This window comes from Haloplanus sp., assembly GCF_028275055.1.
Lineage (GTDB): Archaea > Halobacteriota > Halobacteria > Halobacteriales > Haloferacaceae > Haloplanus.
On the sequence record NZ_JAQCNJ010000054.1, the window covers coordinates 1 to 13,553 of the forward strand.

Consider the following 13,553-nt stretch of genomic DNA (forward strand, 5'->3'; position numbering starts at 1 on the left):
ATCCGCGAGAAAGCGAACGTCCAAGACAACGCCGTCTGTCACGAGGACACCGTCGTCGGCCGCCGCGCCACCGTTGGCCACACCGCCGTCGTCCACGCCGCGACGGTCGAGGCAGACGGGTTGATCGGCATGGGATCGGTCGTTCTCGACGGGGCCACGGTCGGCGAGGCTGCGGTCGTTGCCGCCGGAAGCGTCGTCACCGAGGACACGACGATTCCGCCAGAAACCCTCGCCGTCGGGACACCGGCAGAGGTTGCCAGAAACATCGACGGGGCGGTGGGTGGAGACACCGCCGAGACGTACGTCGGGCGCGGGACCCTCTACGCCGAGACGTCCGATATCGTCGACGAGGAGTGACGCCCCTTTCGATCGGTCTGTCGCCCCGACCGTCTCGTGGTCGCGGTAATACGGTCTCGCCCCGCCGAGACCGTCCGTGATGAGCCGCGGGCTCCGTATGACTCGACGCGTCCGCGAGGAATCGTGCCGCGAGTGATTTCACCGGACCGACAGCCGTGTGACACCTACCCACAGGTTGAACTCGGTGTCAGCACGAGATTTATGTGTCCGACAGATCCGACCGCCGGACGGAACCCCGACGACACTCATGACCGACACCACGCGATCCGGACTTGACCACGAACAGCGTCGCGAACTACGGGAGCTAGGCTGGCGGTGGCTCGGCCGTCGCCGAGCGAAGCGTCCCCGGTCAGTGAGCCGCCGACACCGCGTCCGGGTCGATGTCGACGACGAAACGGCTCTCGTCGACCTCGAAGGCCGCGTTTAGGCCGCGCCGGCGACGACAAACGGAACGCTGACCGGCCGTGACGCGGACGGCAATGCCCGTAACGGTCCTTGTCCCCGTCCCCGACCCAAGCCTTGACGTGCGTCCCGCCTCGGTGACGATGACCGTTGAAGCGGCCCGCGAAACCGTCCCCCGCACGAACGCAACGGTGTAGCCGACGCCGTCTGTGGCGAGACTCGGGCCCGGTACCGCGTCCCCGCACTCCGCCCATCCGTCGCTGTTCGACCACGGGACGGCCACTCCGGAAGCGTGACGCTAATAAGCGGACCGGATCCACCAATTGAGTATGTCTCGGCACAGGGCGGCCGTAACGGCGGTCACACTCGTCGTCGTTCTCGCGGGGTGCGGTGGACTCATTCCGGGTGGAGACGACACGTCGACACCGACGGTGACATCCACATCCACGTCCACGCCAACGGACACGCCACGGTCGACCGACCGACTCGCCGACGGCGCGGTGTCGCCGGTCGGGTGGTCGGAGAACGGCGTCACGAACACGACCACCGCATTCCGTGGCCACTACAGCGCAGTGCTCTCGGGCCCCTCGACGACGGTGACATACCGGTCAGGGGTGCGTTCGGCGGAGGCGGACCGGGCGACCAACACCAGTTTGGAGATGCGCCTCGACACGGGCGAGAAACGCCTCCACGCCAGCATCAACGGTTCGTCAGAGCGCCGCGAAGCGTACTTCTCCGACGGGACGTTCTCGCAGTGGAGCGTCCGGGAAGAGACGGTCGTCAACCGAACGAACACGTCGTTCGTGCCCGTGACACAGTCGATAGACAACGGCGTCCTCAAGTCACAACTCCTGTTGTACGAACTCGAACTGACTGATATCGTCACCCGGGACGGGACGACGGCCTTCGTGTACGACGTGGTTGGCGTCTACGACAACGCCGTCTCCGGCACCTACGGCTCCGCCACGTCGGGGACGGGGCGTGTGGTCGTCAGCGAGCGTGGCCGGATCATCGAGATCGACACGACGGTGACGTACACCGGTGGCGAGGTCACGTACCACTACGAACAGACACGACTCGGCGCGACCGAGGTGGAGTCCCCCGACTGGCGCCGCGACGCCTGACCGACGCCCGCCGGGACGCTCCACCCTGGCCCCACGCCGCGACAACGGGACGTGTGGATACGGGCGTCATCCCCGACCGTTCGGTCCGACCGCCACAAACCGTTTTTACCCTCCAGCCCCGGAACCGAATATGGCACAACTCGACCCCGGAACGCTTCTGCCGAACGACCGAATGCGCCAGCAGGCCCTTGACGGTGCGGTCACGCAGATTCATCGCGGGCAACAGTACGCCGACGAAGGCGACACCTTCGAAATCGACGAAACGACCTTCGAGGTGGTCGATGTCGACGAGCGGACGCTTGGCGATATGACAGACGTCGACGCCCGCGCGGAGGGGGCTCGTGACCTCGACCACTACAAGCAGATTCTGGAGCGCGCCCACGAGAACTTCGAGTGGGACGACGACTCCGACATCGTCTGTCACCGTTTCGAGCGGCTGAGCTGATGGCCCCTCGGACTCCCGGTGCCGTCGCCCGGTTCGACCCCCCGATCCCCGATCCGGCCTGACCACCGGTGTATCGAGGGACCGAGTCGGGGACGGCCACCACCGCCGACACACCGGTTCGATCATTCACACGACGGTCTATGCCCGACCACCGGCACGAGAACGGGCGGTGTCGGGCCGGTGAACTCCTCGACAACGGCCTCCACGTCGTCGTCGGTTCGGAGTCGGCACGTCCCGGTCGCCCGAATCACCGCCACCCGGACCGTGACGAGTATGACGGCCGTGACACCGACCGCCGGCAGCACCGATGTCACGAAACGGTCCCGGGAAACACCGACGACACGATCACCGCGATGAGTGCGCTGAGGGGGCGCTCCGACCTGAGATACCGACTCGTAACGTCGAGTACGTTCTGTGATCGTTCATTTCGTCCGTGGAGGGCATCGCGTCTGTCCCCTGTCGGCGGAGAGATAGCCGCGTTGAAACGCGGTCTCTCGGTTCGACCTCCGGTGACCCCGACCTGACCGGTCACGGGGGAGTGGCTCCGGCGGTGTCACCGACCACACTCGGCACACCACGTATCGAACTGTCGCACACAATCCGAGCGGAGCGCACGACCGGACACCGGTCCGCCGTCGGGGACGCCACACACGGTCGATACACACGCCACGGGAGAGCCGCCCCGAACTCTCACCGATAGGGCCGGTCCCTCGACCCTAGTGGGCGAGAGCGTCCGGGATGTGCGTGACCCGTGTCGAGACAACGTGGCTCTGTCCGGGACCCCAAGCAACGACGTGGACACACCGCCCCGTGACCGTGACCGCAGGCTGTGTCACACATAGGGCTTCTCGGCCGTTCAGTCGGCCGCGAACGCGACGCCGGTGATCTCGAAGCGAGCACCGCCGTCCGCACTCTCACGGACCGTGATCTCCCATCCGTGGGCGTCGACGATCCGTTTCACGATGTTCAATCCGAATCCCGTTCCGTGTTCACCCGTCGAGTATCCCGGTTCGAACACGTCGTCGCATGCGTCTGCGGGGATCCCGAGCCCGTCGTCCTCCACGTAGAAGCCCCCCGCCAAGTCGCCGACCGACACCGTTAGGTCGCCTCCGTCGTCGGTCCGGGACAGGCCGTCCGCGGCGCCATGCTCCACGCTGTTTCGGATCAGATTCTCTAGAAGTTGTTGTAAGCGGCTCCGATCCGCGTGGATCTCCCGGTCGCTCTCGACGTGGAGTACCGTATCCTCCGTGGATACGTTCTCCCAACAGTCCTCGACGACGCTGCCGAGGTCGACGGGAGCGATATCGCCCACGTGACTCCCCTCGCTCGCGAGCGCGAGCAAATCGTCGATCAGGGCACTCATTCGCTCGTGCGATCGCTCCACTGCGGCGAGTTGGTCCCAGTCACGCGTCTCCCGTGCCAGCGCCAGACGACCTTCGGCGACGGTCAACGGGTTCCGCAGGTCGTGAGACACGATACGAGCGAACTCCTCGAGCCGCTCGTTTTGTTTCGTCAGTTCCTGTTCGCGGGCCCGCCGCTGTTCTATCTGCTCGATCTGTTCCAACGCACTGACGATACCCCCAGCGAGGATCTGTCCGAGCACGAGATCCTCCTGATCGAAGGCATCCGGGGTCGGGGAACCGGCGATCAGGATCCCGTACTCGTTGAGCGGGAGGTGTAGTTCGCTCCGGAGCGGACTCTCCGGATTGTAGATGTCCGGGTCGTCGTGGGTGTCGTCCACCGCGAGTGCTTCCCCCGATTCGTAGACACGCCACGCGATGCTGTCGCCCTCGGTGAACTCCGGTGGCTCGCCGATGAGGTCATACACCGATTCGGTCCCGGCGACCGGCACGAGTGCCGACCGGTCCTCGGTGGCAAAATGTATCGCGTTCCCGTCGAGACCCAACACATCCCGTGCGGCGTTCACGCCGATTTCGGCGACACGCTCCCGCGAGTCCGCGGTAATCAACTCCTGTGCCGTCTCGTTGAGCGCCTCCAACCGGTCTTCGTACGCTCGCTGCTCGGTAACGTCGCGGTAGGTCCAGAGGTGCCCGTTCCCGTCGGGGAGTTCGATCGGATCATGCGTTCGGACGAACGTCCGCCCGTCTTCGAGGAGTACGTCCTCACTGTGGACGGAACTGTCGTTGGCCACGATTTCGTCGACACGGCCGACGAACTCCGCGGAATCGGCGAACTGCTCGCGGATACCCTCGACGACTCGTTTGAAGTCGGCCCCGACGATATCCTCCGGCGACCCCGACCGATCGAACAACTCGAACAGACGGTCGTTAGCCGCCAGAATCTCACGGCTCCCGTCCTCGGCGAGGACACCGATCGGCAGCGTGTCCAACAGCGTGGAGAGAACGGCGTTCGTCCACTCCAGTTCCTTCTCACGCGTTTTTCGCTCGGTGATGTCCTGAAACTGTGAGAAGACGACGACGACGTCGCCGGCGTCGTCGGTGACGACACGGTTGTGCCACTCGCAGACGATCCGTTCGCCGTCGCGCCTGACGTTCCCGTTGATGCTGTGGAATCCCCCTTCGGCAATCAACAGTTTCTCCACGACATCGGCGACGTTCTCCCGGTCCGACTCGGTGACGATCGCCTCCCAAGACGACCCGACGAGTTCGCCCTTGTCGTATCCGAGGATCCGCCTGGCCGCCTCGTTTGTGCGGGACACCTCGAACTCCTCCGTCCACTCGACGATCCCAAGCGGTGATTGTTCGAAAAACAGTGAGAGTCGTTCCCGACTGGTTTCGAGGGCGCGGGTCGACCGGTACTTCTCCACGGCGTTCGTGATCCGGTTCGCCAGAACCGTGTACTGACTCGTTCCGCTCCCCTTCTGGAGATACTCCGTCACGCCGGCGGAGATCGCCTCGCTGGCGATCTCCTCGGATCCTCTGCCGGTGTAGAGAACGAACGGAAGGTCGGGATACTCCTCACGAACGGTTTCGAGAAACTCGATCCCGTTCGTTCCGGGCATCTCGTAATCCGAGACGATACAGTCGATATCGGCCGTTGTCAAGCGGTCGACGGCGTCGTCGGGCGTCGTCGCGGTCTGCACCGAGAGCCGGTCGTCCTCGCGTTCGAGATGGATCGACGCTATCTCCGCGAGATCAGGGTCGTCGTCGACGTGGAGAACGTGGATCGGACGAGCGGTGGTGGGCATTGGTTCCGACCTCTCGCAGTTATTCGCCTCGTGATGGTTAATAGATGCCGGGAGCCACCCCTGTCTTCGTTCGTCTGGGCATGTTGAGCGTTCGCGGAGCCTCGCGACACCGCTCACGCCCCGGACGTATCGGGACAGAAGGAACACCGCCGGGCATCCTCGCGACGGGTCGCAGGGCACGCCGCCCGGCGGGGTGGGGGTAGCGGTGGTCGCCGTCCACGACGAGAACGGTTCGAGCGCGGACGTGGTGGACCCGATCGCTCGCAGCTCTAATGTTCATGGAGAATATACCGATACACTATTATGCCTGTCAGACATCCCCTCACGGCGGAGACGGACACCGACCCCGGCGATATCACCGCACCGTCGACCGTCGATACGCCCGGGGTTCGGCGTCGTGAACGTGCAACTCGTGTCTGCGGTGGTGGACCACCGACGGCCCGACCCACCTGCTCGTCGAGTTCGTGACCGACCGACGAGCAGCGAGACGCCCGCCGATAACCGATGAGCATACCCGCCGTGTTTTCCTCCTCCATCAGTATCGGCACCGTCGTCATTATCTTACACCCCAAACAACCACCGAGTGGGACCGCGGGATAGCCGCCGATGGGCTCCATGTGTGGCCGTATCGGGCTCCCGCACAGGTGCATGTTGCACGTCAACGGGGGACTCCCCTTGGCCCCCGATGTGTGAGGCCCCACTCGACTGGCATATCGCACGCCAACTGGGGGATCTCCTCCGGTCCCCCGGCTGCTTTTCTCGTTCCGTCCTGTCCCGTCTCGTCTCACCTCGTTTCAGCCGCTGCACTGGCTCATCACGGCGGCCAGACGCGTCCGACCTGCCGTCCCGGTCACCCCTCTCCACATCTCTCGGTCCCCTCCGGGCGCATGCTTTGCCGTTGCTCCCGGCAGCCCGTCGGCCCCCGCTCTCAGGGTGTCGAAACGCGGGAGAATCTCTGATATGGCCGGCGTGTTGCCGGCGGCGAGACGTGCATTAGGTGTTCAATAGCCGCCGTCCCGATCGCAGTCGTATGCAGACACGACTGGTCATCGCCGTGGGTGTGACGCTCTGTCTCGTCGCGCTCGCCGGTTGTTCACAGCCTGCCGGTTCGTTCTCGATGGACGCGGTGAACGACACGGAACTGGCCGACAACGCCAGTACGCCTATCACCGAGGAGGAGTTGGAGTTGGCCGACCCGGAGGGTCGCAACCGCGGTGAGCGGGTTCTCGGTCGAGCCGTCCGGAACGAGTCGACGACCGTCACCGCGCCGGAGCCACCGCACAGCGCCAACGAGACGGTGTACCGCACCGGCGACCGGTTCTACACCCTCTCGTACACCACCGTCGACACGACCACCGGACGACAGGTGACCTACCGGCTCGATGGGAACGTGACCGCGGCGGAAGCCGACGAGAACGGGTGGACCGTTGCCGACTACGACGACCTGCCGCCGGTTGATAAGGCGGCACTTCACACCCCCGTGTCGTCTTTCTCGAGGGATACCGAGGAGAACCGGAGCCTGCCGGAGGGCATCGAGGAAGAACGAGCGTACTCTCCCGCCGAACTGAACCGGTCGGCGACTGCCAACGGCCAGTACGACGCGATCAGGCACGAGGGAACGCTGATCGAACTCGACGTCGTGTCGCGCGAGCCACGACCCCTGACGGTGTACCGATACCAGCCACACCCCGTCGCAGACGGTGCCGATTCGTACGCCGCGTGTCTCCGTGACGCGTACGCGTTCGAACTGAGCGGACTCGATTCGGACACACGAGCCGTCGTGGCCGAGGCCACGAACGGGACCTACCGCACCGAAAACACCAGCGACACGGCGTTCCGGTCGATTCTCGACCGCTTCCACGACCGGACGGCGGTCTCGGCAACCGCCCGGTCGGGGTCGTGGCTCGTCCGGTACGACGGGAACCTCTACTGGACCAACCTCCGATACGCCCGCTTCGACGAGTACCACCGGACGGCGACAACCGACCCACCCGCGACGGTCTGTTCGTAGTGTTCGTTCAAATACGGGGTCGTCGAACGGTAGCCGCCGAGCGGCGACGGTTGCGGAGAGTCGGCACCACCTGGCCCGAGGCCGGCCGGGTTCGTGCGGACTATCCCCCCTCCTAATCAGACGATCCGCCGGTGTGTTTCCGCCATCCGTCAGGACCGGTGGGTGGTGCAGAACGGTGCCGTGAGCCCTAGCGCGGCGTCACCGGCGGTCGGCGTTTCTCGACCGAGTCGTCCGCAAGGTCGCCGGAGCGGTTCGGACACCCGTACTACCGGCCAGCACCGGCGAGAGCGTCCGTGGAGGTGAGACCGTCTCGGTGCGACACACGACTGAGTTCACCCCTGTGACCGCTCCGACCGCGGTTCCGGAGCTCAGCACCGAGACGACGTTTCGGTCCATGTCGGCCGTATGGCCACCGGACGGACACCGCCACTGTTTCACTCGGAGTGCAACTCCCCGATCACCGATCCACCTCGAACACTCAAAAAGCCTAAATCACGGTTTCAGCTCGTAGCGTGGTCCTCTCTCCGCAGTATTAAACACCGTTCGGCCCGTAACTGGCGCATGATCCACGGCGAAAAATCACGCACGCTCGGCGCGACGGCCGGACTCCTGCAAAGCCCGGCGAGCGCGTTTTTCCCGCTGACGAGTACAGACCGGGTCGAGACGGCGGTGGATCCGTGACTCGCAGTCCATTATCGAGGGTGAACGTAGTTTCAACAAACGCTATTGCCGTGTCGCTGACCCTGTTGGCGCTACTGGGCGTTGTCGGAGCGGCCACAGCGGTGCCGGACGCACGGGTCGGCATCGATCAGGTCGAGGTGAGCTCAGGCGAACCGGCGGTCGGCGAGCGAACGTCGTTGAACGTAACCATTTCCAACTCCGGTGGGAGCCCGGCGGCTGCCAACGTAACGAGCGTCCGGCTGTATGACACGGCACGGGACGGCGACCCCCGTGACGAGGCGACCACAGTCGGGGCGCTCTCCGCTGGCGACACGACAACCGTCGTTCTGTGGACTCGGTTCGACGAACCGGGAGCACACCGACTCACCGTTGAGGTCGTTGCAGAGCAAGAGGCGACGGACGACGAGGACGACGGCGGGACCGTTACCGTGACGCGGGACGTGATCGTCGACGTTCAGCCGGCCGAGGTGGCGCTTGACCTTCGAACCCGCGCGTTGGCGCCCGAGGATCTGCAACGCGACAACGACGACCAGAGTGGTGGACAGATAAATGTCGGTGGCATCGACGGCATTCTCGGCGGCGGTGGCGGCCTCCAAGCCGGCGACGACGACGAGTCTGACTCCGCCGCATCCGCCGACTCCCCGGTCGCGGTGACGGTCGTCAACACCGGGACTGCGACCGCAGACCGCGTGAGCCTGACCGCCGTTGGCACGTCGGCCGACCCCGGCGGTGGGGCGGACGCCGCGAGCAACGGGGCCGATCCGACGGTTGCGGTCGGGCCCTTTGTCGTGGAGGATCTCGCGCCGGGTGAGGAGCGGCGCGTCGTCATCGACCTCGGCCCACTCGACGAGCGCTCGAACGTGACCGTCTCGGCGACGTTCCGATCGGAACTCGACGCGGCGGCGGGTGCCAGTGCGAACCGGACAGCGACATCATCGCTGTTGTATCCGACGCGAGAGGGCCGCCCGAGTGTCACCGACGCGACCGTCCGCACGACCGGTGACGGGGAGGTGCGTATCGACGCCAATCTCGGGAACGCGGGGACCGGGGAGCTAACCGGGGTCATCGTTTCGGTCACCGGTGCCGATGGGGTCGAGCCAACCCCGGCCGGACAGGAATACTTCGTCGGCACCGTTGCCGCGGGCGACTTTGTCGCCTTCGACCTACAGACCGCGGCGAATGCCTCCGTGGCGGACGCGGTTCCGATCCGGATCGCATACACCGAGCGCGGTGTCCGATACACCGAAACGGTAACCGTGGCGCTTCCGGAACCCGACGACGGTAGCGACACGGAAGCCAGCACCGTCGGCACGCTCGAAACGATCGGCATCGTCGGGCTCATCGGCGGTGGGGGAATCGCAATCGCCGGGAGCGTGATCCGTCGCCGCGATGTATAGCGTCGAACTACGCGACGCGACCAAGCGGTACCCCGGCGGAGGCGCCGAGCCGGTGGTGGCACTCGACGCCGTTGATTTCGTGGCCGAGCCGGGGGAGTTCGTCGCGGTGGTCGGACCCAGCGGCTCCGGCAAATCGACGCTTCTCAACGTGCTCGGGCTGCTTGACGACCCTACCGATGGGCGGCGGCTACTGAACGGCACCGATGTGACCGAGCTCTCGGTTGCTGAGCGCACCGAGGCCCGGAAGGATTCGATCGGGTTCGTGTTTCAGGACTTCCATCTCCTGCCGACGCTGACCGCGGTTGAAAACGTCGCGCTGCCGACCGCGTTTGACCCGGGCGACGCGACGGCGTACGCCGCCGACCTGCTCTCCCGGTTCGAACTCGGCGACAGGCTTGACCACGAGCCGTCGGAACTGTCGGGCGGACAGAAACAACGGGTCGCTATCGCGCGGTCGCTGATCAACGAGCCGACGGTACTGCTCGCCGACGAGCCGACCGGAAATCTCGATACGGAGACCGGTGAGTCGATTCTTGCAGAGTTCGAACGCGTGAAAGAGGAGGGGGTTGCCGTTATCGCCGTCACACACGATCCGCGTGTCGAGGAGTACGCGGACCGCGTCGTCGAACTCACCGACGGGGTACTGGTCGGCGGAGTCCCGGATGAGATGGCCCCGGCCGACGGGTCCTCGCCCGCACGGACCGTCGGTTCTGTGACGGAGCCGGAGAACCGATGAGCGACGATCAAACCGGGGTGGCTCCGGGTGTAGGCCCCGTCGATGCCGGATCGGACCGGGAGGACGACGATAGCCATCTTCGCGGCGGGATCACCGGCTGGCTCCGTGGCTGGCGATCCGCAGTCGGGATGGCCGGCCGGAACCTCCGGCGGAACCGTGTTCGAACGGTGCTCGCAGTTCTCGGCGTCTGTATCGGCGTGCTCGCAGTCGCGGCGCTGGGAATCTTCGGGAACGTGCTCGCGCTCGGTGCCGACGACGCCATCGGTGACATCGGCACACAGGTCGTTGTTTCGCCAAACGCCGACGCCGGGGTCGAATCGCTTTCGACGGCCGACGTGGCGGCGATCCGGCGTGCCGTCGACGACCCGGCGGCCGGTGATCCGGCCGTGGTTCCGTTGTACTCGGACAACGCGATCGTTGAGGGTGCGAACGCACAGACCTTTGCGACCATCTACGGCGTCGAGGAGCCGGGACTTGCGTTTGAAGCCGCCGAAGGGAGGCTCCCGGATCGGCATCGACAGGGCGCGATCGTCGGTGCTGGCGTCGCCGAGGACCTCGGTGTCGGCGCGGGCGACACCGTCGGGATCGCGGGGTCGCAGGTGCGCGTCGTCGCCGTGCTTGCCGAGACACAGACGTTCAGCCCGGTTGCGCCAGACGACGCCGTCTTTCTCCCGGAGTCGGCGTTCGCGGCTGACGGCTACGCGCAGGCACTCGTCATCTCGGAGTCCGGCGAGACGGCCCGAGCGGCAGCCGACGCGATCCGCGGAGAGGTGAACGCCCGGGAAAAACGGGTTGACCTGTTTGAACTGGCCGCGGTCGTTGACGAGATCAACGAGTTCTTCGACCTGCTGAGTACGTTCCTGCTCGGGCTTGGCGCCATCTCGCTCGTGGTCGCGGGCGTCTCGATTCTCAACGTCATGCTGATGAGTACGGTCGAGCGAAGACAGGAGATCGGCGTGATGCGCGCGGTGGGTGTGACCCGCCGGGACGTGTTGCGCGTGTTGTTGGCGGAGGCCGGTCTGATCGGCGCCGTCGGCGCGGCCGCAGGGACGGTGTTAACGGTGTTGCTCGTCGCCGGACTCGTTGTCGCGACGCCGGCGGTGGACACGAGCCTGGTTATCCACCCGACAAACGGCTACTATCTCCTGTTAGCGCTTGGATTCGGCGTTGGCGTTGGAATCATCAGCGGAGCGTACCCTGCGTGGAAGGCGGCGAACGAGCGCCCGGTGGAGGCGCTACGGAGCTAACCCGGGTCATACACAGTTTCCAACTGTCTGCTCCCGTGGCCAAGACATAGACGCGTTTTCTAAGCCGGTGGAGAAGTGATCCGCCAAACGTAACTCCGCTCTCGTGTTGACAGCGGCCCAGTGTCCCGTGTGCCGGTCGCATCATCAACCGGCGGTGAGGGTGGGTGGCGACGAGGTTGCACGACCGTGGTGGGTTCAGACGATCATACGACCGAATGAAGGCTCTCGGCCAACGAGACGCGTTTCCAGTGGGTGGCCACGGAGCGGACCGCAACCGACCGAGAACACAGACGCCGGAACACCGGCGGCAGGCCTCGTCCGTGGTCTATGTGGTCAACGCCCACACCGGAGACGATCTATCCCCCGAGAGAGGAGGCCGTTAACAGCCGCTGTCTCGGTGCGTGTCCGGACCGGAAGCACGGCCGCGTTGGCTCCTGTTCCCGTCGCGAGCGCCGAGTGGTCAACTCGGAGCGGGGAACCTGCCAGCCGCCGCCACACGGACCTGCACACGGTAGTCGACAACAGGTGCCTCGTCACGGCGACCGGACCGTGTGTGACACAGTGCCCGTCGGCGTCCCACGGTCGCGTCGGCACGTCGCGGCGATCCTGGCATTCTTTGTTCTCACAACGCAAGTTCACGTGTGAGTTCCGAGTCCGTCGAGACGATCCTCGTTGCAGGCGCAACCGGCGAAACGGGACGTGCGGTGATACGACTCGGACGATCCCGCGTCACCGTCCGGGCGCTGACACGTTCGCCGGAGGCCGCGGCCGATCTTCGTGCCGCCGGCGCTGACGAGGTGGTGGTGGACGACCTGCTGGACCCGGACGACCTGTCGGCAGCCGTCGAGGGTGTCGACGCGGTGCTCAGTGCCGTCGGCACGGCCCCGACGGCGATCCGATCCGGACCGCCGTTCGTCGACGGTGCCGGGAACCGTGCGCTGGTTGCGGCGGCGGCGGACGCCGATGTCGACACGTTCGTTATGGAGTCGGCGATCGGCGTGGGGCCGGAGCCAGCAAGCCCGCTCGCGACGGCATTTGACGCGTTTATCGGGCCACTACAGGAGGCAAAGACAACGGCCGAAGCGGCGATCCGGGACGCGTCGCTGCGGCATACGATTCTTCGGCCGGGGGTACTGACGAACGGCAGCCGAACGGATCTGGTCACCGTTGCTCGGCCCGGCGCAAAGCTTTGGGGCGTTGTCTCGCGGGCGGACGTGGCTCGGCTCATGCTCGCCGCCCCGACGACGTCTGGGGCGCACGACTGGACGTTCGAGGTCGTCTCGAAGCCCCGATTTCCGGCGCGTAACGTCCCCCTCGACTGGACGCTGCCAGGGTGATATGATACGTGATGTGTGTGGGGGAACCTGGCCGGTGTGTGCGACGTGTGACGGCCGTTAGCCGTTTTCAACCGAGGTAGCACTGGTGTTTTCGGCGCCGATCCGGCAGCACTCGCCGGTGTGTCGTCCGTGACCGTGGAGACGGCACGCACCGGGCGGGAACATCACGGGTCCGCAGGACGGTCGTGGCAGAAGGTCTGGATTTCGACTGTGCGGCCATCCGGGTCCGTGAGAAAGAACTGATAGATATCGAAGTCGTCGTTTCGTCGCGGCGGGTCGTCGGCAACGTCACGCAACGCGGCGTACCGGTCGTCGACGGCGTTCCGGTCCTCAACAACGAGGGTGATGATCCCCTCGGTCTCCGTTGTCGGAGCCGTACAGAACCCAACGAGCAGCGTCTCGAACTGCAGAATGGTACATCCACCGGGTTGGTCAAGCCACTCCGTCAGGCCGAGTCGGTCACAGTAAAACTCAACCACCCGGCTTCGCTGTGCCGTTCGAAAAAAGACGATTCCGGTCACGACCCACGGGTTGCTCCCGAGGCGTGGTAAGTGCTCTCCCCTCGTCGGTTTCCTCGGAGCGAGGGATGCGTAGCCGCGGTCCGGTCGTGACGCGCCAACCGGGTGTCTGTGCATCGAACGGACCCA

Annotated in this window: 11 protein-coding genes; 8 read left to right on the forward strand and 3 right to left on the reverse strand. The window is 65.6% G+C overall.

What is annotated here, in order from left to right:
- The 3 genes from Q0925_RS07135 to Q0925_RS07145 form a co-directional block, all read left to right on the forward strand.
- A partial coding sequence (locus Q0925_RS07135) for a gamma carbonic anhydrase family protein (RefSeq protein ID WP_299333368.1) occupies positions 1-357 on the forward strand: 357 nt, incomplete at its 5' end.
- Positions 358-1,088: 731 nt separating this feature from the next.
- Positions 1,089-1,883 carry a DUF7537 family lipoprotein gene (locus tag Q0925_RS07140; RefSeq protein ID WP_299333370.1) on the forward strand — a complete coding sequence of 265 codons (795 nt, stop codon included), beginning with the start codon at positions 1,089-1,091 and terminating at the stop codon, positions 1,881-1,883.
- 130 nt (positions 1,884-2,013) lie between these two features.
- Positions 2,014-2,328, forward strand: coding sequence for an ASCH domain-containing protein (locus Q0925_RS07145; protein WP_299333373.1), 315 nt, complete (start codon positions 2,014-2,016; stop codon positions 2,326-2,328).
- A gap of 122 nt (positions 2,329-2,450) precedes the next feature.
- Here Q0925_RS07145 and Q0925_RS07150 read toward each other — a convergent pair whose 3' ends face one another.
- Positions 2,451-2,642, reverse strand: coding sequence for a hypothetical protein (locus Q0925_RS07150; protein WP_299333375.1), 192 nt, complete (start codon positions 2,640-2,642; stop codon positions 2,451-2,453).
- Between the two features lie 542 nt (positions 2,643-3,184).
- Positions 3,185-5,497: a hybrid sensor histidine kinase/response regulator gene (locus tag Q0925_RS07155; protein ID WP_299333377.1), complete on the reverse strand. Its 2,313-nt coding sequence runs from the start codon at positions 5,495-5,497 to the stop codon at positions 3,185-3,187.
- A gap of 1,030 nt (positions 5,498-6,527) precedes the next feature.
- On the opposite strand from Q0925_RS07155, the gene Q0925_RS07160 reads away from it, so the two are divergent.
- From Q0925_RS07160 to Q0925_RS07180, 5 genes are all read left to right on the forward strand, one after another.
- On the forward strand, positions 6,528-7,508 hold the full coding sequence (locus Q0925_RS07160; protein WP_299333380.1) for a hypothetical protein: 981 nt from the start codon (positions 6,528-6,530) through the stop codon (positions 7,506-7,508).
- 731 nt (positions 7,509-8,239) lie between these two features.
- Positions 8,240-9,586 (forward strand): CARDB domain-containing protein, encoded by a 1,347-nt coding sequence (locus Q0925_RS07165; protein ID WP_299333383.1) that lies wholly within the window; start codon positions 8,240-8,242, stop codon positions 9,584-9,586.
- On the forward strand, positions 9,579-10,322 hold the full coding sequence (locus Q0925_RS07170) for an ABC transporter ATP-binding protein (protein ID WP_299333386.1): 744 nt from the start codon (positions 9,579-9,581) through the stop codon (positions 10,320-10,322). The genes Q0925_RS07165 and Q0925_RS07170 overlap by 8 nt, the downstream gene beginning before the upstream one ends.
- A 128-nt stretch (positions 10,323-10,450) precedes the next feature.
- A complete protein-coding gene (locus Q0925_RS07175; protein ID WP_299333395.1) occupies positions 10,451-11,569 on the forward strand; it encodes an ABC transporter permease in 1,119 nt (372 codons plus the stop codon).
- A 641-nt stretch (positions 11,570-12,210) separates the two neighbouring features.
- Positions 12,211-12,906, forward strand: a complete 696-nt coding sequence (locus tag Q0925_RS07180; protein WP_299333388.1) for an NAD(P)H-binding protein — start codon at positions 12,211-12,213, stop codon at positions 12,904-12,906.
- A 164-nt stretch (positions 12,907-13,070) separates the two neighbouring features.
- Here Q0925_RS07180 and Q0925_RS07185 read toward each other — a convergent pair whose 3' ends face one another.
- Positions 13,071-13,385, reverse strand: coding sequence for a VOC family protein (locus Q0925_RS07185; protein ID WP_299333392.1), 315 nt, complete (start codon positions 13,383-13,385; stop codon positions 13,071-13,073).
- Positions 13,386-13,553: the final 168 nt, after the last annotated feature.

Excerpts from the sequence above, each read along its gene's own strand:
- Q0925_RS07140 (WP_299333370.1), top strand. The coding sequence starts at position 1,089 with ATGTCTCGGCACAGGGCGGCCGTAACGGCGGTCACACTCGTCGTCGTT.
- Q0925_RS07145 (WP_299333373.1), top strand. The coding sequence starts at position 2,014 with ATGGCACAACTCGACCCCGGAACGCTTCTGCCGAACGACCGAATGCGC.
- Q0925_RS07155 (WP_299333377.1), bottom strand. The coding sequence starts at position 5,497 with ATGCCCACCACCGCTCGTCCGATCCACGTTCTCCACGTCGACGACGAC.
- Q0925_RS07160 (WP_299333380.1), top strand. The coding sequence starts at position 6,528 with ATGCAGACACGACTGGTCATCGCCGTGGGTGTGACGCTCTGTCTCGTC.
- Q0925_RS07170 (WP_299333386.1), top strand. The coding sequence starts at position 9,579 with ATGTATAGCGTCGAACTACGCGACGCGACCAAGCGGTACCCCGGCGGA.
- Q0925_RS07175 (WP_299333395.1), top strand. The coding sequence starts at position 10,451 with ATGGCCGGCCGGAACCTCCGGCGGAACCGTGTTCGAACGGTGCTCGCA.